The organism is Actinoplanes subglobosus, from assembly GCF_042650585.1.
GTDB classification, from domain to species: domain Bacteria; phylum Actinomycetota; class Actinomycetes; order Mycobacteriales; family Micromonosporaceae; genus Actinoplanes; species Actinoplanes subglobosus.
Genome location: NZ_JBHSBL010000012.1, coordinates 118946 through 144980 on the forward strand (window position 1 = coordinate 118946; position 26035 = coordinate 144980).

The 26035-nt window shown below is 70.4% G+C and carries 23 protein-coding genes and 1 riboswitch; of the genes, 9 read left to right on the forward strand and 14 right to left on the reverse strand.

The genetic code is table 11. From position 1 onward, the window contains the following. Positions 1 to 4: 4 nt before the first annotated feature. From ung to ACFO0C_RS11550, 6 genes are read right to left on the reverse strand one after another with little or no spacing between them, the layout of a single operon-like run. A complete protein-coding gene (ung, locus tag ACFO0C_RS11525; RefSeq protein ID WP_378066585.1) occupies positions 5 to 688 on the reverse strand; it encodes a uracil-DNA glycosylase in 684 nt (227 codons plus the stop codon). Further along, complete coding sequence (gene tsaE, locus ACFO0C_RS11530) at positions 685 to 1134, reverse strand: tRNA (adenosine(37)-N6)-threonylcarbamoyltransferase complex ATPase subunit type 1 TsaE (protein ID WP_378066586.1); 450 nt, start codon at positions 1132 to 1134, stop codon at positions 685 to 687. The genes ung and tsaE overlap by 4 nt, the downstream gene beginning before the upstream one ends. Then, on the reverse strand, positions 1131 to 2198 hold the full coding sequence (locus tag ACFO0C_RS11535) for an alpha/beta fold hydrolase (protein WP_378066587.1): 1068 nt from the start codon (positions 2196 to 2198) through the stop codon (positions 1131 to 1133). The genes tsaE and ACFO0C_RS11535 overlap by 4 nt, the downstream gene beginning before the upstream one ends. Positions 2199 to 2212: 14 nt before the next feature. Next, entirely contained in the window at positions 2213 to 3334 is a 1122-nt protein-coding gene (alr, locus tag ACFO0C_RS11540; RefSeq protein WP_378066588.1) for an alanine racemase, read from the reverse strand. Positions 3335 to 3386: 52 nt separating this feature from the next. Then, entirely contained in the window at positions 3387 to 4838 is a 1452-nt protein-coding gene (locus tag ACFO0C_RS11545) for an NAD(P)H-hydrate dehydratase (protein WP_378066589.1), read from the reverse strand. A 22-nt stretch (positions 4839 to 4860) separates the two neighbouring features. Next, the gene (locus ACFO0C_RS11550; protein WP_378066590.1) at positions 4861 to 5238 is read right to left on the reverse strand and encodes a holo-ACP synthase; all 378 of its coding nucleotides are present in this window, start codon (positions 5236 to 5238) and stop codon (positions 4861 to 4863) included. A 168-nt stretch (positions 5239 to 5406) separates the two neighbouring features. Between ACFO0C_RS11550 and ACFO0C_RS11555 the strand changes: the two genes are divergently transcribed. Both ACFO0C_RS11555 and ACFO0C_RS11560 read left to right on the forward strand, forming a co-directional pair. Continuing rightward, positions 5407 to 5703, forward strand: a complete 297-nt coding sequence (locus tag ACFO0C_RS11555) for a hypothetical protein (protein ID WP_378066591.1) — start codon at positions 5407 to 5409, stop codon at positions 5701 to 5703. Then, the gene (locus tag ACFO0C_RS11560; RefSeq protein ID WP_378066592.1) at positions 5700 to 7199 is read left to right on the forward strand and encodes an alpha/beta hydrolase; all 1500 of its coding nucleotides are present in this window, start codon (positions 5700 to 5702) and stop codon (positions 7197 to 7199) included. Before ACFO0C_RS11555 ends, ACFO0C_RS11560 begins: the two co-directional genes overlap by 4 nt. Before the next feature lie 20 nt (positions 7200 to 7219). Here ACFO0C_RS11560 and glmS read toward each other — a convergent pair whose 3' ends face one another. Next, a complete protein-coding gene (glmS, locus tag ACFO0C_RS11565; RefSeq protein WP_378066593.1) occupies positions 7220 to 9103 on the reverse strand; it encodes a glutamine--fructose-6-phosphate transaminase (isomerizing) in 1884 nt (627 codons plus the stop codon). Positions 9104 to 9286: 183 nt separating this feature from the next. On the opposite strand from glmS, the gene ACFO0C_RS11570 reads away from it, so the two are divergent. Then, positions 9287 to 10072, forward strand: a complete 786-nt coding sequence (locus ACFO0C_RS11570) for an MmpS family transport accessory protein (RefSeq protein WP_378066594.1) — start codon at positions 9287 to 9289, stop codon at positions 10070 to 10072. 29 nt (positions 10073 to 10101) lie between these two features. Beyond that, positions 10102 to 11283: a pyridoxal phosphate-dependent aminotransferase gene (locus ACFO0C_RS11575; protein ID WP_378066595.1), complete on the forward strand. Its 1182-nt coding sequence runs from the start codon at positions 10102 to 10104 to the stop codon at positions 11281 to 11283. Here ACFO0C_RS11575 and glmM read toward each other — a convergent pair. From glmM to rplM, 3 genes are all read right to left on the reverse strand, one after another. Continuing rightward, positions 11280 to 12632 (reverse strand): phosphoglucosamine mutase, encoded by a 1353-nt coding sequence (gene glmM / locus ACFO0C_RS11580; RefSeq protein ID WP_378066596.1) that lies wholly within the window; start codon positions 12630 to 12632, stop codon positions 11280 to 11282. The two genes, ACFO0C_RS11575 and glmM, sit on opposite strands and share 4 nt — an antisense overlap. Before the next feature lie 169 nt (positions 12633 to 12801). Continuing rightward, positions 12802 to 13338: a 30S ribosomal protein S9 gene (gene rpsI / locus ACFO0C_RS11585; protein ID WP_378066597.1), complete on the reverse strand. Its 537-nt coding sequence runs from the start codon at positions 13336 to 13338 to the stop codon at positions 12802 to 12804. Positions 13339 to 13358: 20 nt separating this feature from the next. Continuing rightward, a complete protein-coding gene (rplM, locus tag ACFO0C_RS11590; protein ID WP_014440773.1) occupies positions 13359 to 13802 on the reverse strand; it encodes a 50S ribosomal protein L13 in 444 nt (147 codons plus the stop codon). 616 nt (positions 13803 to 14418) lie between these two features. On the opposite strand from rplM, the gene ACFO0C_RS11595 reads away from it, so the two are divergent. Next, a complete protein-coding gene (locus ACFO0C_RS11595) occupies positions 14419 to 15564 on the forward strand; it encodes a uroporphyrinogen-III synthase (protein WP_378066598.1) in 1146 nt (381 codons plus the stop codon). Between the two features lie 7 nt (positions 15565 to 15571). Here ACFO0C_RS11595 and ACFO0C_RS11600 read toward each other — a convergent pair whose 3' ends face one another. The 4 genes from ACFO0C_RS11600 to ACFO0C_RS11615 are packed head-to-tail and all read right to left on the reverse strand — an operon-like array spanning position 15572 to position 19664. Continuing rightward, positions 15572 to 16189, reverse strand: coding sequence for a GTP-binding protein (locus ACFO0C_RS11600; RefSeq protein WP_378066599.1), 618 nt, complete (start codon positions 16187 to 16189; stop codon positions 15572 to 15574). After that, complete coding sequence (locus ACFO0C_RS11605) at positions 16170 to 16532, reverse strand: DUF742 domain-containing protein (protein ID WP_378066600.1); 363 nt, start codon at positions 16530 to 16532, stop codon at positions 16170 to 16172. The genes ACFO0C_RS11600 and ACFO0C_RS11605 overlap by 20 nt, the downstream gene beginning before the upstream one ends. Before the next feature lie 43 nt (positions 16533 to 16575). Beyond that, complete coding sequence (locus ACFO0C_RS11610; RefSeq protein ID WP_317788663.1) at positions 16576 to 16983, reverse strand: roadblock/LC7 domain-containing protein; 408 nt, start codon at positions 16981 to 16983, stop codon at positions 16576 to 16578. Continuing rightward, complete coding sequence (locus ACFO0C_RS11615; protein WP_378066601.1) at positions 16980 to 19664, reverse strand: sensor histidine kinase; 2685 nt, start codon at positions 19662 to 19664, stop codon at positions 16980 to 16982. Before ACFO0C_RS11615 ends, ACFO0C_RS11610 begins: the two co-directional genes overlap by 4 nt. A 648-nt stretch (positions 19665 to 20312) precedes the next feature. On the opposite strand from ACFO0C_RS11615, the gene ACFO0C_RS11620 reads away from it, so the two are divergent. The 4 genes from ACFO0C_RS11620 to ACFO0C_RS11635 all read left to right on the forward strand — a co-directional run bounded on the left by ACFO0C_RS11620 (position 20313) and on the right by ACFO0C_RS11635 (position 26023). Further along, a complete protein-coding gene (locus ACFO0C_RS11620) occupies positions 20313 to 21935 on the forward strand; it encodes a hypothetical protein (protein ID WP_378066602.1) in 1623 nt (540 codons plus the stop codon). 181 nt (positions 21936 to 22116) lie between these two features. Next, a complete protein-coding gene (locus ACFO0C_RS11625) occupies positions 22117 to 22536 on the forward strand; it encodes a ribonuclease domain-containing protein (protein ID WP_378066603.1) in 420 nt (139 codons plus the stop codon). 231 nt (positions 22537 to 22767) lie between these two features. Further along, a riboswitch (cyclic di-GMP riboswitch) is annotated at positions 22768 to 22842 on the forward strand. A gap of 17 nt (positions 22843 to 22859) precedes the next feature. Then, on the forward strand, positions 22860 to 23282 hold the full coding sequence (locus tag ACFO0C_RS11630; protein ID WP_378066604.1) for a hypothetical protein: 423 nt from the start codon (positions 22860 to 22862) through the stop codon (positions 23280 to 23282). 116 nt (positions 23283 to 23398) lie between these two features. Further along, entirely contained in the window at positions 23399 to 26023 is a 2625-nt protein-coding gene (locus tag ACFO0C_RS11635) for a S24 family peptidase (RefSeq protein ID WP_378066605.1), read from the forward strand. Positions 26024 to 26035 lie beyond the last annotated feature (12 nt).

Here is a 26035-nt window from a genome sequence, read left to right on the forward strand (position 1 = left end):
AACCCTAGACGGTGACCTGCGGGTCCCAGTCGATGACCGGCCGGCCACCGTCGGCGAGAGCCTTGTTGGCCGCGCTGAACGGACGGCTGCCGAGGAACCCGACCCGGTTCAGCGGACTCGGGTGACCGGCCTCCAGAACCGCGTGCACCGGGTTGGTGACCAGCGCCGACTTCTTCTTCGCATAGCTGCCCCAGAGCAGGAACACGATCCGCTCGTCACGCTCGTTGAGCGCCTTGATCGTGGCGTCGGTGAACGCCTCCCAGCCCTTGTTACCGTGCGAACCCGCCTTGCCCGCGCGAACCGTCAGCACCGCGTTGAGCAGCAGCACACCCTGCCTGGCCCAGCCGGTCAGGTCGCCACCCGGCGGCTTGGGCACATCGAGGTCCTCGTTGAGCTCCTTGAAGATGTTGCTCAGCGACGGCGGGCGGCGGACCCCCTCGCGGACGCTGAAGCTCAGCCCGTGCGCCTGGCCGGGACCGTGATAGGGGTCCTGGCCGAGGATCAGCACCCGAGTCTGCTCCGGCGAGCACAGCCGGTAGGCCGCGAACAGATCCTCCACCGGCGGGTAGATGGTCTGCGTCGCATACTCCTCGGCCACCCACTCCCCCAGGGCGGTGGTCGCGGCGGCGTCGAGGTGGGGGGTCAGCTCGGCGCGCCACTCGGCCGGCAGCTGCTCGGTCAGGTTCACATGGTCTCCAGTCGGTGTGCCCAGTCGCCGCCGTGCGGCAACAGTTCGACAGTGCGGGTGTCGTCGTCCAGCCGGTCCAGCCGGACCTGCAGGTATTCGTCGTTGAGCTGCTCGACCAGACCGACGCCCCACTCGACGACGGTCACCGCGTCGTCGGCCGAGGCATCCAGGTCGAGGTCGTCGATCTCGGCGCGCGGATCCGGCCGGTCGCCCAGCCGATACGCGTCGGCGTGCACCATCGGCACCGGGCCCCGGTGCACCCGGGCGATCACGAAGGTCGGCGAGGTGATCGGGCCCTGCACGCCGAGCCCGGCACCGATGCCCTGCGTCAGGGCCGTCTTGCCGGCGCCCAGCGGCCCGGTCAGCAACACCAGGTCGCCGGGGCGGAGCAGGCCCGCCAGCCGCCGCCCGAAGTCACGGGTGTCCTCGACGGTCTTCAACCTCACGTCAGTTTCTCCAGGAAGGGGATCAGCGCGGCATTGACCTGATCGGATTTCTCCAGCATCACCACGTGTCCGCTGTTCTCGATCTTCAGCAGCTCGGCCTCGGGGAGATTTTCGATGATCTCCTCGGAGTGGGTCACCGGGGTCAGGTAGTCACGGTCGCCGACGACCACCAGCACCGGAACACCGCGCAGCGCGGACAGGGCCGGGACGCGGTTGTGCGTGTAGAGCGTCTGCAGATACTTGGTCAGCGTCTCCGCCGACGTCCGCGAATTCATGCTCTCGACGAAGGTGACCAGCGACGGGCTGGGCTTGGCCTCACCGAACCCGTAACGCCGGGTCAGCAGCCAGGCCAGGTCGGAGGAGACGACCCGGGCCCGGTCGATGGTGCCACCACCGAGCTGGGCCGCCTTGTCCCACAGCGGGAAGAACGGGGCACTCACCCGGGCCACCATGTTGGTGATGCCGAGTTTCGCCTTGTCGAACAGACCGGCCGAAGTGGAGATCAGCACCACGCCGGTCACCCGGTTGCCGAACCAGGCCGGGAACTGCTCGGCGAACGCCATGATCGTCATGCCGCCCATCGAGTGCCCGACCAGGATGATCCGGCCCTCGGGCACCGCCTCGGTCAGCACCGCCGCCAGCGACCGGCCCAGGGCCGCCAGATCGTAGGTGCCGGACTTGAGCTTGCTGGACCGGCCGTGACCCGGCTGGTCGTAGAAGACCATCCGGTGGGAGCCGCGCTCGGCCAGCACCTTGCGCTGGAAGTAGAAGGTGCCCATGTCGAGGGCGAACCCGTGCACGAAGACGATGGTCGGCTCGCCGGGAGCACCGGCCGGCTCGATGATCTCCACGTGCAGGTCCGTGCCGTCGGCCGCGGTGACCGTCAGCTCCCGGTCGAACGGCTGGTCACCGAACGGCTCCTCGACATAGGGGTCACCGGGCGCGTTGACCGAGCGCCGCACCAGCGCCCGCTCCACCGCGAAGGCGGTGGCCAGGCCGGCCGCGGCGACACCCACCGCGGCCCCGAATATCCCCGCGCCCTTGACGACACGCGACCGCTTCACCGGGCGACCTCCTTTCACCGGGCCACCTCGCCGACGTAGTGACGTGGCACTCGGCTGCTGCCGAACCTGGTGACGATCTCGTAGTTGATCGTGCCGGTGGCGGCCGCCCAGTCGTCGGCGGTCGGCTCGCCGTCGTCACCCGGCCCGAACAGGGTCGCCACGTCACCCGGGACGACCGGCTCGTCGCCGACGTCGACGACCACCTGGTCCATGCAGACCCGCCCGGCGATCCGGGCCGTCGTGCCACCCACCCGCACCGGGCCGGCGCTCGACGCGTGCCGGGGGACCCCGTCGCCGTAGCCCAGCGGGACCACCGCCAGCGTTGTCTCCCGCTCGGTCGTGTAGGTCAGCCCGTAGGACACACCCTGACCGGCCGGAACCCGCTTGGCCAGCATCACCCGGGCCCGGGCCGTCATGGCCGGCCGCAGACCGTAGGTCTCCCCCGCGATCGGCGACAGACCATAGGCCGCGATGCCGGCCCGGACCAGGTCGAGATGCGTGTCGGGCCGGGTCAGCAGGGCCGCCGAGTTGGCGATGTGCCGAAGAGTCGGATGGATCCCGTAGGTCGCGGCCAGCGCCAGGCCCTCATGGAAGGCCGCCAGCTGACGGTCGATCGACTCGTGGCCCGGCTCGTCGGCGCACGCGAAGTGACTCCACACCCCGACGACCTCGATGTCACCGCCGGCCTGCGCCTTGGCCGCCGACTCCAGCAGGGCCGGCCACTCGGAGGCGACCGCACCGCCGCGGGACAGACCGGTGTCGAGCTTCACCTGCACGCGGGCCGGGCGACCGGCCCGCCGGGCGGCCGCGACCAGCTCGTCGATCAGGCCGGTCGTCGCGGCGCCCAGGTCGATGCCCGCCGCGACACCCTCGTGCAGCGGCAGGCCCGGGCTCAGCAGCCAGGCCAGGACCGGCGCCTGGACACCGGCCCGCCGCAGCGTGAGCGCCTCGTCGAGGGTGGCGACGCCGAGCCAGGTCGCACCGCCGGCCAGCGCGGCCCGGCCGGCCGGCACCAGCCCGTGGCCGTAACCGTCGGCTTTGACCGCCACCAGCACCTCGGCCGAGGTGCGGGCGCGCAGCATCGCGACGTTGTCCCGGATGGCGTCCAGATCGACGCGGACTTCGGCCTGCCACATGCCTCCACCCTACTGAGGCGTATGACATTTTCCGTCGGACAGGCCTCTTCGCTCAGGCCAGCAGGCCGGCCAGTACCGGGCGCAACGCGGCGGCCACGTCCTGTGCCGTGACCGGCCCGTCCTCGGCGGCCCAGCGCCCGGCCAGCCCGTGCACGTAGGCGCCGGCCACCGCGGCCCGCGCCGCCGGCAGACCGGCCGCCAGCAGCGACCCGACCAGGCCGGCCAGTACGTCCCCGGTGCCGGCGGTGGCCAGCGCCGGGCTGCCGGTGGGATTGACCCAGATCTCCCCCGACGGGGTGGCGACGATGGTCCGGTCCCCCTTCAGGAGGACCACGGCGTTCGTCCATGCCGCCAGCCGGGCGGCGGCACCCGCCCGGTCCGCGCCTGGAGCCTCGCCGGCCAGCCGCTTGAACTCGCCGTCGTGCGGGGTCAGCACCAGTGGCGCGTCCCGCCGCAGGTGCTCCGCGTGCTCGCCGCCGACCAGCAGGTTGATCGCGTCCGCATCGAGCAGCACCGGCAGCGAGGTGGCCAGCACGCTGCGCAGCTCGGTCCGCGCCTCGTCGCCGGAGCCCAGGCCGGAACCGCAGACCCAGGCCTGCACCCGGCCCGCGTCGGCCACCCGGTCGGCGACCACCACCGACGGGTGCGCGCGGACCACCTCGCGATGCGCACTTCCCGCGTAGCGCACCAGGCCGGTCGGACCGGCCAGGGCTCCGGCGGTGGAGAGCAGGGCCGCGCCGGGGTAGAACGCCGAGCCGGTGGCCAGGCCGACCACGCCTCGGGTGTACTTGTCGGAGGTGGCGCCCGGCCGGGGCCACCAATCGGCGATGTCGGTCGCGTCGGGTATCCGGACCGCGGGGTCACCGCCCAGGGCCGGGCCCAGGCCGATGTCGACCAGGTCCACGTGGCCGCAGCGCACCGTGGCCGGGCCGAGCACGTGGGCGGTCTTGAGGCACCCGAAGGTCACCGTGACGTCGGCGGTCACCGCCTCGCCCGGCACATCGCCAGTGTCGACCGTCACACCACTGGGCACGTCGACAGCCACCACCAGGGCTCGCCCGCCGGTCCGCCCGCGCAGGCCGCCGAGCTCCCGCACGATCGCTGCCGCGTCCGGCCGGAGGCCGCCGCTCGCACCGATCCCGACGATGCCGTCCAGCACCAGATCGGCCCGGGTCGGCAGGTCGCGGGTGGTGAAGCCGCCCGCCTGACGCAACGCGGCCAGCCCGGCCAGGTGCACCCGCTCCGGAGTCATCAGCAGGGCGCGGACCTGGGCGCCGCGCCGGGCCAGCGCGGCACCGGCGTAGAGCGTGTCGCCGCCGTTGTCGCCGCTGCCGACGAGCAGCAGGACCCGGGCGCCGTACACCCCGCCGGAGCCCTCCAGGAGCAGGGCGCAACGCCGCGCCAGACCTGCGGCCGCCCGTTGCATCAGGGTGCCCTCGGGCAGTGTCGCCATCAGGTTCTTCTCGGCCGCCCGCACATCGCTGACCCGCCACGCCTGGCGCAAGGTTCCTCCTAGTTGTCGGCGGTCACTCGCTGCCCGCCTCGGCGACGACCATCGCCGAGGCGATGCCCCCGTCGTGTGACAGCGACAGGTGCCATCGCGCGATGCCCCGCTCGGTCGCCGCGGCGGCGACCGTACCGGAGACGGTCAACCATGGACGTCCGTCAGGGTCGGTGACGATCTCGCAGTCGTGCCATCGCATGCCGACGGGCGCGCCGAGGGACTTGGCGACCGCCTCCTTGGCCGCGAACCGGGCGGCCAGTGACTCGGCCGACCGTGGGTTCCCCGACCTGGTCAGCCGCTCGGCCTCGGTGAAGAGCCGGTCCGCGAGCAACGGGGTCCGCTCCAGCGCACGGGCGAAGCGTTCCACCAGGACGACGTCGATGCCGACAGACACGATCACAACGTCACCCTATCGGCGCATCCGGTCACTTTCCCGGGGCCGCCCGCCTATCAGGACGCCGTCTGCGGGCGCAAGGCCTGTGGACGGTCGTCCACAGGCCGTCCCGGGCGACCCTCGCGGGCCTCTAACGTCGTCGCATCCCCTCGCCCCCCCCAGGAGGTTTGCCCGATGAATCCTGATTTCCAGGTCGACACCGCGGGCCTGCACCGGGACGCGACGGCCATCGCCGCCTTCGCCGACCGGGTCACCGGTGCCGCCGCCTCCGCCCCGGTCGCCGACGCGGCCCCACACTGGGCGACCACCGCCGCCACCACGCTCGCCGCCGATTCCGCCCGCCGCGTGGTGCGTCTGATCGGCCATCACACCACCGAGACAGCGTCCCGGATCGAAGCCTCCGCCGTGGCCTACGAGGAGGCCGACGCCCGGGCGGCCACCCGCCTCGGCGGCACCCGGGCGGGCCGATGAACGCTGTCGACTCACCCGCGGTCACCTACGCCCGGCTCCGCGCCACCGATCCGGCCCGCTGGCTGGCCACCGCGCTCTCCTGGCGCCGGTGGGCGGCCCTGGCCGGCGCCCTCGGTACCGAGTTCGGCACCCTGCTGAGCCGGTTGCGGGGCACCTGGTCCGGCGCGGCGGCCGAGGCCGCCCTGGCCCGGCTCGGCGAACTGCGCCGCCACGCGGCGTTCTTCCGTGTGGTCTGCTGGCGGGCCGATCAGGCCCTCTGCGAGTTCGCCGCGGCCCTCGGCCGGGCCCGCGCGCTTCTGGACCGGGCATGCGCGACAGCGCGAGGTTCAGGCTTGAAAATCGATGATCACGGTACGGTCCACGGCCACCCCGGCACGGATGAGGCGGTCAGAGCCGTCACCGGTGCTCTGTCGAGCGCCCTGGCCCTCGCCGCCGAGGCCGACCGCACCGCCAGCACCAGGCTCACCGCCCTGGCCGAGATCCCACCGCCCCCGGCCCCGGCCACGCTCCCGCCGTGCACCGCCACGCCCGGCGAGGTCCGGAGCTGGTGGGAGCGGTTCTCCCCGGCCGAGCGCACGTGGCTGCTGGTCACCTCACCGGCCGCGTTCGCCGGTGCCGACGGCATCCCGGTCGCCGACCGCGACATCGCGAACCGGCTGCTGCTCGACGACGCCCGGCTCGCGCTGGACCGGATGCGGGCCGCCGGCGCCGACCGCGACCGGGTCCGTGACCTGCGCGACGGGCTGGACCGGCTGACCGCGCGCCTGGAGGAGGAGGGTGCGCCCCGGGCGTACCTGATCGGCCTGGGTCTCGATGGTGAGGGCCGTGCCGTGGTCGCCCTCGGCGACCCGGACCGCTCCGCCCACGTCCTCACCCACGTCCCCGGCATGACATCGGATCTGAGATCGCTGGGCGGCGAGCTGACCCGGGCCGAGCGGGTCGCGGTGCGGGCCGGTGAGCTGGGCCCGGCGGAGTCGGCGAGCGCCGTGCTGTGGCTCGACTACGACGCCCCGGATTTCGTGCACGAGGCCGCCTCGGACCGTCCGGCGCGGGCCGGCGCTCCGGAGCTGATCCGCTTCCAGGAGGCGCTGCGGGCCACCCACGAGGGCTTGCCGGCGCATCAGACGGTCCTGGGGCACAGTTACGGCTCGCTGGTGGTGGGTGAGGCGGCCGCCGCCGGTGGGCTGGCCGCCGACAGCGTGGTCTTCGTCGGCTCACCCGGCGTCGGCGTGGACTCGGCGTCCGAGCTGCGGTTCCCCGCCGACCGGGTGTGGGCGACGACCTCGTTCACCGACCCGATCCGGTTCGCGGTCGCGCCGAAGGACGTGCTGCCGGACGGGCGCAAGCATCTGTGGTTCGGCCGCGACCCGAGTGAGCCCGGTTTCGGTGCCCGCGTCTTCTCCAGCCAGTTCGACGCCGGCCACCTCGGTTACTGGGACCGGGGCGAGCCGGCCCTCGACGCCCTCGCCCGGATCACCCTGGGCGGGACGCCGTGAGCCGGCGCCTCAGCGGCCGGTCACTCGACGGTGACCGACTTGGCCAGGTTGCGGGGCTGGTCGACGTCGTAACCGCGGGCCGACGCGATCTCACAGGCGAGGATCTGCAGCGGCACCGTGGTCATCAGCGGGGCGAGCAGCGTCGGCGTGTGCGGCACGTAGATCAGGTGGTCGGCGAACTGCCGGACGTCCTCGTCGCCCTCCTCGGCGATCACGATGGTGCGGGCGCCACGGGCGCGGACCTCCTGGATGTTGGAGACGACCTTGTCCCGCATCACGCCGCGGCCCTGCGGGGACGGCACCACGCAGACCACCGGGGTGCCCTTGTCGATCAGCGCGATCGGCCCGTGCTTCAACTCACCGGCGGCGAAACCCTCGGCGTGGATGTAGGCGAGCTCCTTGAGCTTGAGCGCACCCTCCAGCGCCACCGGGAAGCCGACGTGCCGGCCGATGAAGAGCATCGTCGAGGCCGTCTTGAGGTCCCGGCCCAGGGCCCGCACCTCCTCCATCCGGCCGAGCAGGTCACGCAGGTTGTCCGGGGTCCGGCGCAGGCGCGAGACCACGGCGGCGACCTCGTCGGCATACATCACGCCACGGATCTGGGCCAGGTGCAGGCCGATCAGGTAACAGGCGACGAGCATGGTGAGGAACGCCTTGGTGGAGGCGACGGCGATCTCCGGGCCACCGTGGGTGTAGAGGACGGCGTCGGACTCGCGCGGGATGGTGGAGCCGTTGGTGTTGCAGATGGCCAGGACGCGGGCCTTCTGCTCCTTGGCGTGCCGGATCGCCATCAGGGTGTCCATGGTCTCGCCGGACTGGCTGATCGCGATGACCAGAGTGGACCGGTCCAGGATCGGGTCGCGGTAACGGAACTCGCTGGCCAGCTCCACCTCGCACGGGATGCGCACCCAGTGCTCGATGGCGTATTTGGCGACCATGCCGGCGTGGTAAGCGGTGCCGCAGGCGACGATGAACACCTTGTCGACGTCACGCAGGTCCTGGTCGGTGAGGCGGACCTCGTCCAGGATGATCTCGCCACGCTCGGAGAGCCGGCCGAGCAGCGTCTCGGCGACCGCCTGCGGCTGCTCGGCGATCTCCTTGAGCATGAAGTACTCGTAGCCGCCCTTCTCGGCGGCCGAGGCGTCCCAGTCGATGTGGAACTCGGTGCCGGTGGCCGGCGTGCCGTCGAACCCGGTGATCTCGATGCCGGCCGGTGTGATCAGGACCACCTGGTCCTGGCCCAGCTCGATCGCCTCGCGGGTGTGCTCGATGAAGGCGGAGACGTCGCTGGCCAGGAAGTTCTCCCCGTTGCCGCGGCCGACCACGAGGGGCGAGTTGCGCCGGGCGGCGACCACCGCGTCGGGCACGTCGACGTCGACGGCGAGCAGGGTGAAAGCGCCTTCCAGCCGGTTGGCCACGCGCCGCATGCCCTCGGCGAGCAGGGCCGGCCCGTCCTCGGCACCGGACTCGCGCAGCCTGCGCATCTCGGCGGCGAGCAGGTGGGCCGCGCACTCGGTGTCGGTGTCGCTCCGGAACTCGACGCCGGTCGCCTCGAGCTCGACACGGAGGCGGGCGAAATTCTCGATGATGCCGTTGTGGATGACGGCGACCCGGCCGTCGACGGAGACGTGCGGGTGCGCGTTGCGGTCGGTGGGGCCGCCGTGCGTGGCCCAGCGGGTGTGGCCGATCCCGGTGACGCCGGCTTCGATGCCGTCCCCGGCCCGCTCGGCGAGTGCCTTCTCCAGGTTGGCGAGCTTTCCCGCCTTCTTCTCGGTCTTGACCAGGCCATTGTCGATGATGGCGACGCCCGCGGAGTCATAACCGCGGTACTCAAGACGGCGGAGTCCGTCGATGACGATGCTCAACGCCGGGCGACTGCCTACGTATCCCACGATGCCACACATGACGGGCAGCGTAACCGACTTTCGCTCATCCGTCTTGCTCGGGAGGGCCACTTTCGAGCACGCGACTTGATCGGAAGGATACTTCGACCACCTCGGTGACGCGCAAGGTCCAGATGGGTGAGTGATCCCCTCCGTGCGTCGCTGGCGTACCGTCGGAAGGCGGTGCCCCCACCGGGAGGAAAGATGAGCGATCCGAGCGAGCCCCGGCAGCCACCCCGGCCGCCCCAGTTCACACCGCCGCCGGACTATCCGCCGACCGCTCAGTTCCCGCCGGTCGGCCCCGACCCCCACACGGGCTACGCGCAGCCGCCGCCCTACGACCCGAGCTCGGGCTATCCTCCGCAGCCGCCCTACGACCCGAACACCGGCTATCCGCCGCCGGGCTACGGTCAGCCGCCCGGGTACGGCCCGGCACCCCGCCCGCCGCGTCGCAGCAACATGCCGCTGATCGCCCTGGTCCTCGCCGTCACGCTGCTGCTCTGCGGCGGTGTGGTGACCGCCTCGGTGATCCTGGTCGGGAAGGCCAGGGACACCGTCGAGAAGACGGTCGACGACGTCACCCAGCCGCTCGACGACCCGACCCTGCCGGCGCTGCCCACCGACGCGCCCGATCTCCCCGCCCTGCCCACCGACTTCCCGGACCTGCCGGCGCTGCCGACCGACATCCCGGGTCTCGGCGAGGGCAAGGAGATCACCGTGACCTATGAGGTCACCGGGGACGGGCCGGCCGAGATCATCTACATGGAGAAGCTGGACGGCGCGCCCAAGCGGGTCGGCAACGCCTCCCTGCCGTGGAAGATCACGACCACCATGAAGAGCCCGTCGGTGGTCTCGGTGATCGCCGTGCGCAGCAGCATCGAGTCCGGTTCGATCAGCTGCCGGGCCAGCGTCGACGGCAAACAGGTCGCGGAGAAGACCGCCGAGGGTGGCCTGGCCACGGCCAACTGCTACGAGCTCGTCCTCTACTGACCTCGACACCACGGCATGCAGGGAGCACGGTGACCACCTCGACTCCGGCGGATCCGCTCGTCACGCGGATGCGCCCGTTCGGCACGACGATCTTCGCCGAGATGTCGGCGCTCGCGGTCCGGACCGGGGCGGTCAACCTCGGCCAGGGCTTCCCGGACACCGACGGCCCACCGGAGATGCTCGCCGCCGCGGCGGAGGCGCTCGCCACCGGCGCCAACCAGTACCCTCCGCTGGCCGGCATCCCCGCGCTGCGCCACGCAATCGCCGAGCACGAGCAGCGGTTCTGGGGGCTGGAGCGGGATCCGGACAGCGAGGTCGTGGTCACTGCCGGGGCCACCGAAGCGATCGCGGCCGCGATCCTGGCGCTCTGTGAGCCGGGTGACGAGGTGGTGTGCTTCGAGCCGTACTACGACTCGTACGCCGCCTCGATCACGCTGGCCGGTGCGGTCCGCCGACCGGTGACGTTGCGGCCGGCGGAAACGGGCGGGCGGTACGAGTTCGACGAGGCGGCGCTGCGGGCGGCGTTCGGGCCGCGCACCCGGCTGGCGCTGCTCAACACCCCGCACAACCCGACCGGAAAGGTCTTCTCGGGCGAGGAATTGGCACTGATCGCCGACCTCTGCCAGGAGCACGACGTGTTCGCCGTCACCGACGAGGTCTACGAGCACCTGGTCTTCGGCGGCGAGCACATCCCGCTCGCGACCCTGCCCGGGATGCGTGACCGCACGCTGCGCGTCTCGTCGGCGGGCAAGACCTTCTCCTGTACCGGGTGGAAGGTCGGCTGGGCCACCGGGCCCGCGCGACTGGTCTCCGCGGTGCAGCGGGTCAAACAGTTCCTGACGTTCGTGAACGCCTCGCCGTTGCAGCCGGCCGTGGCGGTCGCGCTCAGGCTCCCGGACGCGTACTTCACCGAGTTCAACGCCAGGATGCGGGCGAACCGGGATCGCCTGACGGCCGGACTGCTCGACGCCGGGTTCGGGGTGTTCCCGTCCGACGGGACGTATTTCGTGACCGCCGACATCCGGCCGCTGGGCGGGACCGACGGCATCGAGTTCTGCCGTGCGCTGCCCGCCCGCTCGGGGGTGGTGGCGGTGCCGACCCAGGTCTTCTACGACCATCAGGACGCGGGCCGGCACCTCATCCGCTTCGCCTTCTGCAAGCGCCCCGAGGTGATCGACGAGGCGGTGCGCAGGCTCAAGGGCCAGGCTTAGACGGGGCTGGCCGCCCGGACCTCGTCGGCGATCCGCTCGGCCACGGCGCGTGCCTGGTCCTCGGTGGCGGCCTCGACCATCACCCGGACCAGCGGCTCCGTGCCGGAGGGCCGCAGCAGCACCCGGCCGGTCTCACCGAGCTCGTTCTCGGCCAGCGCGACGGCCGCCTGCACGGTCGGGGCGGCGGCACCGGCATCACGGTTGCCGACCTTCACGTTGATCAGCACCTGCGGCAGCTTGTGCACGACGGCGGCCAGATCGGCGAGGGACTTGCCGGACGCGGCGATCTGGGACATCAGGTGCAGGCCGGTGAGGACGCCGTCGCCGGTGGTGGCGAAGGCCGGCATCACGATGTGCCCGCTCTGCTCGCCGCCGAGGGCGAGACCGCCGTTCTGCAGCTCCTCCAACACGTACCGGTCGCCGACCTTTGTCTCCAGCAGCCGGATGCCGGACTGCTTCATGGCGATCCGCAGGCCCAGGTTGCTCATCACGGTGGCGACCAGGGTGTCGTCGGTGAGGGTGCCGGCGTCGCGCATGGCCAGGGCCAGGATGGCCATGATCTGGTCGCCGTCGACGACCTCGCCGGAGGCGGTGACGACCAGGCAGCGGTCGGCGTCGCCGTCGTGGGCGATGCCGAGGTCGGCGCCCTCGCGCAGGACCGCCTCGCGGACCGACTCCAGGTGGGTGGACCCGCAGTCCAGGTTGATGTTGAGCCCGTCGGGCTCGGCGTGGATGGCGATGACCTCGGCACCGGCCTCCCGGTAGGCCACCGGCCCGACCTCGCTGGCCGCACCGTTGGCGCAGTCGACGACGACCTTGAGCCCGTCGAGGCGGTGCGGGATCGACTCGACCAGGTGCTTGATGTAGTACTCAGCGCCGTCCAGCAGGTCGTTGACCCGGCCGATCCCGGCACCGGTGGGGCGGCCGACCAGTCCGTGGCCGTCCTCGACCGCTTTCTCGATGAGCTCCTCGAGCTCGTCGGGGAGCTTGGTGCCCCCGGCCGCGAACAGCTTGATCCCGTTGTCGGGCATCGGGTTGTGCGACGCGGAGATCATCACACCGAGGTCGGCGTTGGTCTGACCGACCAGGTACGCCACGGCCGGGGTGGGGAGCACTCCGACCCGGACCACGTTGGCACCGGCGCTGGCCAGCCCCGCGACGACGGCGGCTTCCAGCATCTCACCGCTGGCCCGGGGGTCACGCCCCACGATGGCGAGCGGCGGGTGGCTGCCGTCCGTCTCGACCAGCACCCGTGCGGCCGCTACAGCGACCGACAGGGCCAGTTCCGGAGTGAGCAGATCGCCGTTCGCGAGGCCGCGAACGCCGTCCGTGCCGAAGAGTCGCCCCATGGCGGCTTCCTTTCACCGGTGATTGCGACCTCAAGCCTGCATCAGCGTTCGGCTGGTCACGAGTACCGGAACGGCTAGTTGGGGAGGGAGGCGAAGCAAACATCGACGGCCGAGCACATCCCCCGGAAGAGGGACGTACTCGGCCGTCGATACAGACCGAGGCGCAGGATCAGCGCTTCGAGTACTGCGGAGCCTTACGGGCCTTCTTGAGGCCGTACTTCTTGCTCTCCTTGACCCGGGCGTCACGGGTCAGGAAGCCGGCCTTCTTCAGAGCGGGACGGTCGTCCGGGTCGCTCTCGATGAGGGCACGGGCGATGGCGAGGCGGAGCGCGCCGGCCTGGCCGGTGATGCCACCACCACGGAGGTTCGCGACGACGTCGAACTGCTCGGCGCGCTCGGCGGTCACCAGCGGCTCGCGGATGAGCTGCTGGTTGACCTTGCTCGGGAAGTAGTTCTCGAGGTCACGGCCGTTGCAGGTGATCTTGCCGTTGCCGGGCACGAGGCGCACCCGGACGATGGCCTCCTTGCGGCGGCCGACGGTCTGGATCGGGCGACCGCCCGGACGGGTGAGGCGGGCCGGGGCCGGAGCGGGAGTCTCGACGACGGCGACCGCCTCAGCGGGCTCCTCGACGGTCTCGACGGTCTCGGCGGTCTCAGCAACGGCCTCGACGTTCTCGACGACCTCGGGCTCGATGATGTCGGACATGCTGCTGCCTTCTCCCGCGCTCACTGCGCGATCTGCTTGATTTCGAACGGCTGGGGCTGCTGAGCGGCGTGCGGGTGCTCGGCGCCCGGGTAGACCTTCAGCTTCTTGATGATCTGCCGCGCGAGCTTGTTGTGCGGGAGCATGCCCTTGACGGCCAGCTCGATCGCCTTCTCGGGGCGCTTGGTGAGCAGCTCCTCGTAGCCGACCTGCTTCAGACCACCCGGGTAACCCGAGTGGCGGTAGGCGACCTTGGTCTGCCGCTTGTTGCCGGTCAGGGCGACCTTGCCGGCGTTGATGATCACAACGAAGTCGCCGGTGTCGACGTGCGGGGCGAACGTCGGCTTGTGCTTGCCACGCAGAAGGTTCGCGGTGTGGGTGGCCAGGCGACCCAGAACGACGTCAGAAGCGTCGATAATGTGCCACTGACGCTCGATTTCACCCGGCTTCGGGCTGTACGTACGCACAGAATTACCTTGTCTCGTCGTCGGTCTGGGGGTGCGCGCTGGCCGCATCGAGCAGATGCGTCAAGCAACCCCGCAGAGGGACCACTCGCATCAGTCGCACAACAGCAGGCAACAATACCCGGCTGCGCGGCGCGTGGTCAAAACAGGCAGTGTTCAGGGCATAAAACATCCGGCGAAGGTTCTGGTTGCAAACCCTCAGCCCGATGAACTCCAAACGAGACCAGCATACTCCGCACCACGGGGCCACCCGCAGCGGGTCGCGACTGACTTAGCAGGCTCGAAACAAATGGGACGCTCGTAGGAAATTCCACCCCGGCACGCTTCGGTGCATGGCCAACGGTGCGGACCTCAGGACGACGCGGCCCGGCATTGGCCGAAGCCGCGCCTTCCGGCGCACCATGGAGAGACCACCGTCAGGGTTGAGGACGGACCTGACGGTGTTCATCGAGCCGGCTCGCCGGTTCGATGAGGAGGAGTCGCGGCGTGCCCCGGACGGAGGCATGGCGAGGAACGCAAGCGTGACGTGGGAGCGGGTCTACGCTGAGGACGGCGGGCTTCGAGCGTGCCCTTCGGTGGACCGTTCGGCCACGCCGCGACTTCTCGGCCCGGGGATCGGATGACCGACCGGGTCCCGGGCGCCCGGCGGGCGGTTCTGACGGCGGCCGCCCTGGCCGAGCCGGCAGCCACCCTGTCCGGGTACACCATCGGCGTGACCGCCGACCGGCGTAAGGACGAGCTGGCCACCCTCCTGGAGGCGCGCGGCGCCCGGGTGGTGCTGGCACCGGCCCTGCGGATCGTCCCGATCGCCGACGACGCCGAGCTGCGGGCCGCCACCCGCGCCTGCCTCGACACCCCACCCGACATCGTGCTGGTCAACACCGGCATCGGCATGCGCGGCTGGCTGGAGGCCGCGGAGAACTGGGGGCTCGGTGAGCCGCTGCGCGCGGTCCTCTCCCGGGCCTACCTGGTGGCCCGCGGTCCGAAGGCGCGGGCCGCGGTCCGCACCGCCGGGCTGCACGACCAGTGGTCCCCCGAGGGCGAGGGCTACGAGGAGGTCGTCGACCACCTGACCGCCCGTGGCGTCGCCGGCCTGACCGTCGCCATGCAGCTGCACGGCGAGAGCCAGCCGGAGTACACGGAGGCGCTGGAGTCGGCCGGTGCCCGTGTCATCGAGCTGCCCGTCTACCGCTGGGCGCCGCCGACCGACCCGGCGCCACTGCACCGGCTGACTGATCTGATCATGGGCCGCCTGGTCGACGCCGTGACGTTCACCTCGGCCGCCGCCGTCCAGGCCGTCCTGCGCGCCGCCGGGGCCGGCACCGACACCCTGCTGGAGGCTCTGCGCGACGACGTGATGGCCGCCTGTGTGGGCCCCGTCACCTCAGCTCCGTTACGCCGTCAGGGCATCCCGGTCGTCACTCCCGGCCGAGCACGGCTGAGCGCGCTGGTCCGTACCATCGTCGATGAATTGCCGAAGCGGGCCGTGACCCTCCAGGTGTCCGGACACTCGATCACCCTGCGCGGCCATGCCGCGGTGGTCGACGGCGAGCTGCGCCCGCTGGCGCCCGCCCCGATGGCGGTCCTCCGGGCGCTCACCACCTCGCCCGGCCGGGTCCTGTCCCGCGCCGCACTGCTCCAGGCCCTGCCCCGCGGCGCCGACGAGCACGCCGTCGAGATGGCGGTCGCACGGCTCCGGGCCGGCCTGGCCGTTCCCGGAGTCGTGCAGACCGTCGTCAAACGCGGTTACCGCATACCTCTGTGAGCCCCGGTCAGCCGACCGGTGTGGCCCGCTCGTGCTCGGCCACCAACGTCGCCATCGCGTGCTCGACCACACTGATCAACACGGCCTTGACCGAGTCGCGGTGGCGAGCGTCACACATCACCAGCGGCACCCGGGCCGGGATGGCCAGCGCCTCGCGGACCTCCTCCGCCTCGTAACGCGGCGCGCCCTCGAAGCAGTTGACCGCGACGAGGTACGGCAGATGCCGGTTCTCGAAGTAGTCGAGAGGCGCGAACGCGTCGGTGAGCCGGCGAGTGTCCACCAGCACGGCCGCGCCGACCGCACCCCGGATCAGCTCGTCCCACATGAACCAGAAGCGTGTCTGTCCCGGGGTCCCGAAGAGGTAGAGGATCAGGTCGTCGGCCATGGTGATCCGGCCGAAGTCCATGGCGACCGTGGTGCTCCCCTTCTCCGGCACCTTGGAGGCGTCGTCGATCCCCTGACCGGCCACCGTCATCACCGCTTCGGTGGTGAGTGGCTCGATCTCGGAGACCGCACCGACGAGAGTCGTCTTACCCACACCGAAACCACCCGCGACCACGATCTTCGCGGAGGTGATCTCAGTGGGATGCGGTCGCGTCCGCTCCTCAGAGCTTGCGAAGTCCACCCAACACCCTTCCCAGCAGGTCCATCCGCTCCGTGAAACCGGTCTTGGGAGCGGCACTGTGCAGCTGAAGCAATCCGTCGGCGACCATGTCGGCGACGAGCACCCGGGTTACCCCCAGTGGTAACCGGGTGTGCGCGGCGAGCTCGGCGAGCGATATTGCTTTCGGCTCACACAGCACTGCCATGCGGTACTTGTCGTGCCCGGCGAATCGAGCCTCCTGGACGGCCGCCGGACTCGCGGCCAGAAGCGCCTCGATCGGGATGTCCCGGATCGGTTCGGTCCGGCCGCGCGTGACCGCGTACGGCCGCACCAGGTTCCCCCGGGGATCGTGCGGCTGTGTCATGTCGCGGTCACCTCGTCTCCGCCAGGGCGAACTACCCCGGCGACTAGTGGCTGACGGCCTCGCGCGCCGCTGGCGACAGGGCCGCACCGACACGCTCCACCAGCAGGGCCATCTCGTAGCCGACCTGACCGACGTCGCAACTGCGCGCCGCCAGGACCGCCATCGACGAACCGTCGCTGATGGACATCAGGAAAAGATAGCCGCTGTCCATTTCGATGATGGTCTGTTGAACCGCGCCCGCGTTGAACATCCGCGACGCGCCGTCCGTGAGACTGACCACGCCGGAGGTGATGGCGGCGAGCTGATCGGCCCGATCGCCTGGCAGATCGCGGGACGAGGCCAGCAGCAGCCCGTCGGCGGAGACCGCGATCACATGCGCGATTCCCGCGACGCTGTCCGCGAAGTTGCTGAGCAGCCAGCCCATGTCGTGCATGGTGGGGGGCCTGGTCACTGTTTGTTCTCCTTAGGAGCCTGTGTTGCCGCGGCGGTTTCGGCAACGCCGTCCGTCCGCCCTCGTTGCACTCCCCTGTGATACGCGGAAAGCAGCCCGCGAACCTCATCGGGACTACGACGTTGTTGCGCGCGCGGGGCCGACTCCACCCCGCCGGGAACGAGCTGAGCCTGAGGAATCCGCTTGGGAAGCCCGGAACGGGTGGTGCCGGCGTCCTTGGGGTCGGACGCCGCCCTGGCCAGATGCCAGCCCTCGTCGGCCGCGGTCCGCCAGCGCTCGTCGCCGTTCGGGCGCGGCTTCGGAACGGCCTGCGGCGCCGGGGCCGGGGCCGGAGTCGGAGCCGGCGGTGCAGAGGTCGGGGCCGGAGGGGCGGAAACGGTCACCGGGGTCGGCGGCGGGGCGTACCCCGCCGTCGGCATGCCGCGCGAGTCGGCCTGCACGCCTGCGTCCTCGTCGTCGTCATCGATGAGCCAGGTGGGCTGCATCTCCATCTGGATCGGCGAAGGCGCCGACTGGATCGGCGAAGGCACCGGCTGGATCGGCGAAGGCACCGGTGCGAGGGGAGGCGGGACCACCGGTGGCGACGTGGGCGCGGTGTCCACCGACTTGGGAACCCGCGTCGGCAACGGCGGGCGATTCGGCGTCGGCTCAAGATCCAATTCGGACATGGGTACGCCCGGATGCGCCGCCCGTACCGGGGCCGGGGCGGGCGGTGGCGCGGTACGGACGATCGGCCGTGCCTCCGGGCTGCGCGGGATCCCGATCGGGAGCTGAGGCGGCGGGCCGGGCCGGGTCCAGCTGGCCGCTCGCGGCGGCAGGACACTGGGCTCCCCCGGCATGACGATGATGTCGCCCGGCAGCGCCACCTCGGCGATCGTGCCGCCGTCCGGGCCGGGCCGCAGCTGGACACGGATGCCGTGGCGCGACGCCAGCCGCCCGATGACCGCGACACCCATCAGCCGGAACGCCGACACGTCGACCGCGGCCGGCTCGCTGAGCTTGATGTTGAGCTGGTCCATCTGCTCACCCGAGATGCCCAGGCCACGGTCCTCGATCCGGACGATCGCGTGGTCGGCGTTCCGCCCGGCGTGCGCCATCACCACAGTGTCCGGCGCGGAGAAGCGGGTGGCGTTGTCGAGCAGCTCGGCGATCAGCCGGACCACGTCGTTGACGGCGGCCGCGGAGATCAGCACATCGGTGTCGACGGTGCCGAACTCGATCCGGTGGTAGAGCTCCACCTCGGACTGGGCCGCCCGCAGCGCATCGATCAGCAGGGCGTCCTCGCGACGTGGGGTGCCGACCTCGGCGCCGGCCAGCACCAGCAGGTTCTCGTCGTTGCGGCGCATCCGGGTGGCGAGGTGGTCGAGTTCGAAGAGGCGGGCGAGCCGCTTCGGGTCCTCCTCCATCCGCTCGATCTGGTCGAGCTCGCCGATCATCCGGTCGACGAGCGACTGACTGCGCCGGGCCAGGCTGAGGAACATGGTGGAGAGGCTGATCCGCTGGGCGGCCTGCTCGGCGGCGACCCGGATGGCCTCCCGGTGCACCATGTTGAAGGCTTCGGCCACCTCACCGAACTCGTCGCGGTCGGCGACCATGATCGGGTCGCGGCTGTGCGAGACGATCCGCTCGACACCGCCCTCACCCAGGCTCTCGACGTCCTGCAGCAGGCTGACCGCCTCGGGCAGGTCCCGGCTGGCCACCGCGAGCGCGCCCTCACGGAGGCGGCGCACCGAGAGCAGCAGCGACCGTCCGAGGTAGATGGCGATGGTGACGGTCGCGATCAGGATCACCAGCACCGTGATGAACTCGACGGTGGCCAGGCGGGTGGTGGAGGTGCGCTCGTTCCCGGCGACGGCGACGGCCTGTTCCTCCAACTGCCGCTCGGCGCCACGGAGAAGTACTGTCACGTCGCCGAACGCGTCCGACACCTCGGCCAGGCCGACCGCGCGGTCACCGGTCAGGCGGGTGGTCAGCTCGTCGGCACGGGCGATCGCCTCGTCGGCGAGGACCGAGTCGATCTGGGCGATCTGGTCACGGGTCGCCACCTCGCGCAGATCGGCGAGAGCGGTGGTACGGGTGGACTGTGCCGCGATCAGTGCCCGCTGCCGCTCGGCGTCCAGACTGTTCGTGGCGCGGGCGACATACGCCAGCGCGGCCTGTTCGGTGGCGGCGCTCTCCAGTTCGGTGAACGCGGCTACCGTACGCAGGCTGTCGGCGACCTCGCCGCGTTCGGCGACCTGGCTGAGCAGGTTCTCGTAGCCGGTCAGACCGGCCAGGACCGCGCCGTAGCGCTGGGCCGCGTCGGCCGGGCCGGTCCCGCTGCGGGCGCCGATCGAGGCCCGCAGGTCGGTCAGACTGCCGAGCTGGGTCTCGATCGCGGTGAGGCGGGTCTCGACACGCTCCGGGATCGAGACGATCACGATGCGGTCGGCGTGGAAGGCCTCCGCCTGCGCGTCCACCGCCTTGATCGCCTCGCGGAACCGGGTGTCCCGCCCGGACGGCGTGGCCAGGAACTCGATCGCGGCCATCCGCTCGTCGTGCAGCAGGCGGCTGAGGTTGGAGATCTCGGTGCCCAGCTCGGCGAGTTGCGCGACGCGCTCCGCGTCACTGGCCTCCTGGCCGACCTGGAGAAGACGCATCGAGGAGACACCGGCCACCGCGATCAGGGGCAGGACCAGCATTCCGGCGAGTCGTACGCGAAGCCGCGGCCGGCGCTGGCTCCGAAGGCCACGTCGCGCAGCCAGGGGCGAGGATCCCGTGCTCACGACATCTCCTTAGCGGTCGTTCCCGCTCCGCACCACGGCTGGAGCCGGCCCATTTCAGGCCGCGTTCCGGCTCCGTCCGGTACGCGCAGCAATGCCCGCGCCGTTTCCGGCACGGCGGCGATTTCATCAGAACGCCGGGCCTTTTGGGAAGTCTGGATCCTCCTGTAAAAGGCTCCGCTGTCCGGGTGATAAGCGCGCGTGTGTGCGTCCCGTGGTCTCGCTCCCGGGGTTGACGTGCACGAATACGTCACACACAACCGTCCGTGAGGTCATGATCACCGGACACCATCAGGATTCCAACCACTATGTGGGAGTTCTGTCCCGCGACCTCGATGAACACGGTTGCAAGGTTTGGCGTGACACGACGGACTCGCTGTCCGTGCGCGACAGTGTCCACTCTGGACTCGCACTCTGGCAAGTCGCATCGCAGTCGTCCGGAAGTCACCGTAAGTGACCGTTTTCTGATCGATGAACGTCGATCATAGACGTGCACGACTTTAGGCTGCCTTAAGAAGGTGACCCCAGACTGGCGCATCATGCGGAACATTCCGTAACGTGCGCACCATGGCAATTCGGAGCTGGCTCAAGCTGCTGGCCGCGACCACCACGGCGGCCGCAGTCGTCGGAGCCGGTCAACTCGGCATCGCCTACGGACTAGGCATGGTGCGGCTCGACCAGACCCTTGAACTCACTCAGCGTGACCAATGGACAGCGCAACTCGCCTGGGTCGCCTGGATCACGATGACCGCCGCCGCGATCGGCGCCGTGGTCGCGACCGGCCTGCGGCCCCGCTGGTCACCCCGCCCCGTCGCCGCCGGCGGCGCCCTGGCGATGGGTCTGGCCGCCGGCCTGGGCGCGCTCGCGGTGCTGCCGCTGACCATGCAGCCGGCCCGGTCCGCCCAGGTCGCCGGGGTGCAGCCGGTCCTGGTCATCGGCATCTGCGCGGGTCTCGGCGCGGCCGTCGGCATCTTCGCCGCGTACGCCGCCGCCGCCCGGGCCGTGGCCCGCTGGAGCCTCTCCACCCTGACCGTGGCGGTGTGGACGGTGGCCCTGATCTCGGTCGCCCCGTCCCTGCTGCCCGGCCACACCCAGGACACGGCACGCCTCGGCGTCCTCGACGGCGACCTCATCCCGGGGGCCGTCGCCGGACAGACCCCGTTCGTCACGATGCCGGTGATCGCCCTGATCGCCGGGCTGATCATCGGCTGGGCCGCCCGCGGCCGGAAGATGCCGACCCTCACAGTGGCCCTCAGCGGACTCGCCGGACCCGCCCTGCTCACCGTGGCCTACCTGATCGCCGGTCCCGGTTCGGGCGGCGGCTTCCACTTCGACCCCTACTGGGGAGCGATGATCGCCAGCGGTGCCGGCGTGCTCGGGTCGGTGCTGGCCGCCATCGTCCGCGGCACTCCCGAGACCGCCCGCGGCCCGGAGCCGGAGAGCCCCGCCGACGACTCACCCACCGACGCCAAGCCCGAACCGACCGGCGCCAAGCCCGAGCCGGCCGCCGCGGGCCGGGCCACGCTGCCCCGCCGTGACGTGCCCGTGCAGTCCGCTATCGCCCAGGCCGCGGCCGCCGCGGCTCGGCGCCCGGAGAACGAGCTGCGCCCCTCGGACACCGGAGTCATCCCGGTCGCGGCCGCCGATCGGCCACACCCGCTCCAGGATCTCGCCGCTGCCGGGGTCGCGCCGGCCACCGTCTACCCTCCGGCGCCTTACGGTCAGACTCCGGCCGCGACCGATCCGCGTTCCTCCGACCCGCGCTCCGCCGACCCCCGCTCCGCCGACCCCCGCTCCGCCGACCCGCGCTCCGCCGAGCCGCGTTTCTCCGGGCAACAGCAGCAACAGCCCGCCAAGGCCGGCGGAGGTCTGCGACGCGGATGGCGTACGCGTAAGCCCGCCCCCGCACCCCAGCCCGCCACACCGTCGCAGGCACTGACCGGTGACAGCGGTTCGTTCAACGGCTTCGCCGCCAACCAGCCCGGCCCGCGCACCGGTATCAACACGGCCGAGCACCCGCGGGTCGCGCAGCGGGCCCCGCTGACACCGGAGCCGACCCCGATCAGCGCCCCGCTCCCGCACCCGACGCCGATCGCGCCGCCACCCACCGCGCCGCCCGCCGCCCGCGGCCCGCGGGACCGCAAGGAAGAGGACTACGTCGACTGGGTGAACGGCCTCGGCGGCTCCTGACGACAACCGCTCGACGTTGGTATCAAGAACTGGTAAATCCGTGGCCAGGGATGATTTCGGCGCCGTAAAACATCGGCGAACACCGATGGAATGATGCGGTCGGGAGGTACCGCCGAGCCCTCCGAACCATGACGATGGTCGATGTCCGAGTTCATCCCCACTCGACATCGGGAGTCCGAACATGATCACCCGCATCGGCCGGTTCCTCTCCGGCCTCGCCATGGTCCTGGCCCTCTCCGGAACCGCTCTCGTCGCCCCCGCGATCGTCTCGCCGACCTCGACCGACGCCGCCCAGGCAGCCGTCTACTCGAGCTGCACGATCAGCCGCTGCTCGGCAGCGCGCACCGCTTTCACCGGCTGGCAGTCCCTCGGCTGGCCGACGTCGGCCGGCTGGTACTCGTGGCCCTACGGCAACTACAACTACACCGGCGGCCAGTTCTACAACCGCGAGGGCCAGCTGCCCTCAGCCACGTACAGCGAATACGACGTCTACTCCCGCGCCCGCGGAGCCTCCCGCGACGCCTACCGCATCGTGGTCAACCGCAGCACCCGCGTCGCCTACTTCACCCCCGACCACTACGTCACTTTCTACAAGCTTTAAACCTTTTCGTTTCGTACGCGCGGCGGCCGTCCCGGACAGCCGCCGCGCCGCGTTTCCGCCCGCGAATAGCAACTCGCCCGGTGCCGGCAACCATCCCGCAACCGCCTAGCACCGAGTCAGAGCTAAGGCGGGGAAATCCTGGAACCCGCACGAAAAACCTGCGCCACGAGTCTTTAGACCAGCGTCTCCCCGACCGAACAACCTGGCGCAAGCAAAAACGAGCACCCGCTCGGCCGATAAAAGCAAACCCGCCGCAAGACGGGGACGCAAAGCCACAGGGCCCACGAGGCCGGCTGGGCTACCGACCAAGGGGAGACACACATATGCGCAACATGGTCCAGCTGCTGGGCGGCGTCGCCGTCGCCGGAGTCGTAGCCGCCGGCTCCACCGCCTTCACCGCCGCGGGCGTGGTTGACAGCACCGGCGCGAACATCCTCCAGGGCGGCAAGGTTGCCGTGACCGTCGACGAGGGCGCAGACCTCCAAGCCATCACCTTCGACACCGACGCTACCAACGCGGATCAGATCACCGCGGTCCACGTCACGCTCGAAGACGCCGCGGGTGCCGCCTTTGTCACCGCGACCGGCACTGTCAAGATCAGCATGACCGGCGAAACCGGCGCTGCCGATACCATCAGCACCTGCACCTACTCCGGCGGCGGTGGCATCTGGGACTGCACCCCCACAAGTGCCGGCTTCTGGACCGGCCCGATTAGCGCTGTCTCGGTCTCCGTCTGGCTCGCCTAGTGCAAGACTAGGTAGACCTGCATCAGCCGCGTGCCTGAACCGGGCACGCGGCTGACTCATTTAGCGCCGAGTCATCCGCCGGAGTCACCATTCCGAAGATAGCTAGACGCGTGGCAATGGCCGCCGTTCTCGCGATGGCGGCCATTGGCACGTGGGCGGCCATGACCAAGCAGGTGACATACATTCGCACCTATGGCGTCAGCATGAACCCCGTGTACTACGAGGGGGACCTGGTCTTCGTCAGGAAGTCCGAATCTTACGAGGTCGGGCAGATCGCTGCGTATCATGGGGTCGGAGGCGTTCAGGTCCTGCACCGCATTATTGGCGGGGATGCAAGGAATGGATTCGTCTTCAAGGGTGACAATAACGACTCAACCGACGAGGTCTACCCGACCGCCGAGGAACTGATCGGCCGCGCTGTGCTGCATGTCCCTCATGGAGGGACGTGGCTACAACCAGTTCTCAGCCCTACCGGCCTCGGCATGATCGGCTTCCTCTTCGTGAGCGGTGGTGCGGTCACAGCGAAGAGCCGCCGGGATATTCCGCGTGGTCGCCGAAAAAAGAAAGTGAAGGGCATGTCTGCCGGAGGCGGCTCATGGGCTACCGCTGCGGCCATGGTCAAGGCCGTAAGCCGTCTTCATCCTGCCCTCCGCACACTCGCGGTGTTCGTTGTCATCAGCGGCATGACCGGACTTTTCCTAGGGTTTCTGGGCTGGATGAAGCCAGTCGAGGAGGCCACACCAACTTCGGGAAAATCCGGCGAGAATCTTGCCTTCTCCTACTCAGCCGAAGTTCCTCGTTCGGCTGCATATGACGGAACTACGGTCTACTCACCCGACCCGATATTCCGAAAGCTGGCCCATCTCGTCGATCTTCATTTGTCATATCGCGGGCAGCCTGGCCGAATTCAGGTCGACGCAAGACTCGCATCGCAGAACGGCTGGCACAAGACGGTTCAGCTTTCACAGCAGAAGCAGTTCGCCACCGTGCAGTACACCGACACCGTCGGCCTGGATCTGAACATGTTGCAGCAGATCGCGACGGACGCTGGTTTGGCGATCGGCGCAGACATGGGCGCGATCACCGTTACCGTCACGGCACAGGTTGAGCATGGCGACGGGACTTCCTTCAAGCCGGCGATTTCACTCAACCTGACGCCGCTCCAGCTGACACTTGCCGGTGTTCCGGACTCCTTGAATGTCGACTCGTCGAGCGTCAACTCAGGCAGCACCCATCAAGCTCGCCAGATCGGCGCCTTCGGTTACGACCTCCTCACCGCTGCTGATGCTCGCCGCTACGCGGTGTACCTGCTCCTAGTTGCGCTGATCGGCGCCGGCATCATCGCAACGATGGCCTTGCGGCACGTGCCGTTGCGGACTCGGACGCAGATCCAGCGCCGCTACCCGCACATGCTGGTTCCGGTTGAGCCGATGGCCAGTCCGCCGGGGAAGCCCGTCGTCATCGTCGACACCTTTCCGGCACTGGTGAAGCTAGCCGAGAAGTACGGGCAGATGATCCTCACCTGGACACGGCCTGACGGTGCTGACGACTTCGTGGTCCGAGACGAGGGCATTCTCTACCGGTACCGGATCGAGCCGCCGCCCGCCCCGGTGATCCCGGTCCGTTCGGCATCGCAGCAGGCCGAAGAGTCCCGGGCCGGCGAGGTGGTTACGGAGAGCATGCCGGTTCCGGTCCTTCAACTTCCGCCCGCGCCAGAGCCACCGCCGGACCTCGAGGCCGAACCGGACAGCACCTCCACCAGTGACGAGCCGGCTGCCGTCGAAGGAGAGCCGGCGAAGAAGGCCGCTCCCCGCAAACGGGCGAGCAGGACCACCGCCGCCAAAACCGCCGCCGCGAAGACGGCCGCCGCAAAGGCCGCACCGACCAAGCGGACCGCGACGAAAGCTCCCGCCAAACGGACCCGGGCGCAGGCCAAACCCACCACCCAACCGGAAACCACCGAGGTCTCTCTCGACACCGCGGATCAACCGACGCCGGCCGGCAGCGATACCGAGTCGGTCGCGGTGAACGGTTCCGATATCGGCGAGCAGCCGGTGACCGCTGAGGGCGGTGGGACTACCGAGTCCCGGGATGTTCCCGAGGCCATTGTGGATTCTGTGACGGAAGCGACCCTGACCGCACCGGACGAGCAGCTCTCGGAGCCGAAAACCGCCGAGGCACCGGAGGCGAAGTCCGATTCCGTTCAGCCTGAACCCGAGGCCGAAGGGGCCGAGGCGGGAGGCACCGAACCGGAGACGCCGAAGGTGGAAGGCGTCGAGGTCCAAGCACCCGACGCGGAAGCACAGCCCGTCGAGACCGCGGAGACTTCCGAGAGCACGGCGGCCGATGCGGAGCCGGAGACCGTCGCGACAGTGCAGGCCCCGGCAGTTTCGGCCGTGGCGCCCAAACCGACCCGCAGCCAGAAACGGGCGAGCCGCCGGAAGTCGCGTTCACGCAAGGCGACCCAACCCGCCGTGGACGCGCCGACCATCGACCGGCCCGACCTCACCAGCGAGAACGCCGCCGACGTCATCTCCGAGCACCCGCACCCCGGTGCACGGCACGAGAACACGGAACCGGCGGAACAAGCCCGCGAAGCCATGACGGACCTGGCCGATCGCAACCGCCCCATCGCAGCCCCGGAACCGGAACCGGCACGCGAGCCGATCTACGACTTCCTGCCGGCAGCGAAGCGGGCCCCCGTCAAACCCGACTCGGATGACGACACGGACGAGGTCTGAGACTCGCAACCA

Coding starts and splice junctions, on each gene's coding strand:
- ACFO0C_RS11630 (WP_378066604.1), top strand. CDS start 22,860: ATGCGCAACATGGTCCAGCTGCTGGGCGGCGTCGCCGTCGCCGGAGTC.
- ACFO0C_RS11620 (WP_378066602.1), top strand. CDS start 20,313: ATGGCAATTCGGAGCTGGCTCAAGCTGCTGGCCGCGACCACCACGGCG.
- ACFO0C_RS11595 (WP_378066598.1), top strand. CDS start 14,419: ATGACCGACCGGGTCCCGGGCGCCCGGCGGGCGGTTCTGACGGCGGCC.
- glmS (WP_378066593.1), bottom strand. CDS start 9,103: ATGTGTGGCATCGTGGGATACGTAGGCAGTCGCCCGGCGTTGAGCATC.
- glmM (WP_378066596.1), bottom strand. CDS start 12,632: ATGGGGCGACTCTTCGGCACGGACGGCGTTCGCGGCCTCGCGAACGGC.
- ACFO0C_RS11625 (WP_378066603.1), top strand. CDS start 22,117: ATGATCACCCGCATCGGCCGGTTCCTCTCCGGCCTCGCCATGGTCCTG.
- ACFO0C_RS11635 (WP_378066605.1), top strand. CDS start 23,399: ATGGCCGCCGTTCTCGCGATGGCGGCCATTGGCACGTGGGCGGCCATG.
- ACFO0C_RS11605 (WP_378066600.1), bottom strand. CDS start 16,532: ATGACACAGCCGCACGATCCCCGGGGGAACCTGGTGCGGCCGTACGCG.
- ACFO0C_RS11555 (WP_378066591.1), top strand. CDS start 5,407: ATGAATCCTGATTTCCAGGTCGACACCGCGGGCCTGCACCGGGACGCG.
- ACFO0C_RS11570 (WP_378066594.1), top strand. CDS start 9,287: ATGAGCGATCCGAGCGAGCCCCGGCAGCCACCCCGGCCGCCCCAGTTC.
- ACFO0C_RS11615 (WP_378066601.1), bottom strand. CDS start 19,664: ATGCTGGTCCTGCCCCTGATCGCGGTGGCCGGTGTCTCCTCGATGCGT.
- alr (WP_378066588.1), bottom strand. CDS start 3,334: ATGTGGCAGGCCGAAGTCCGCGTCGATCTGGACGCCATCCGGGACAAC.
- rpsI (WP_378066597.1), bottom strand. CDS start 13,338: ATGTCCGACATCATCGAGCCCGAGGTCGTCGAGAACGTCGAGGCCGTT.
- ACFO0C_RS11560 (WP_378066592.1), top strand. CDS start 5,700: ATGAACGCTGTCGACTCACCCGCGGTCACCTACGCCCGGCTCCGCGCC.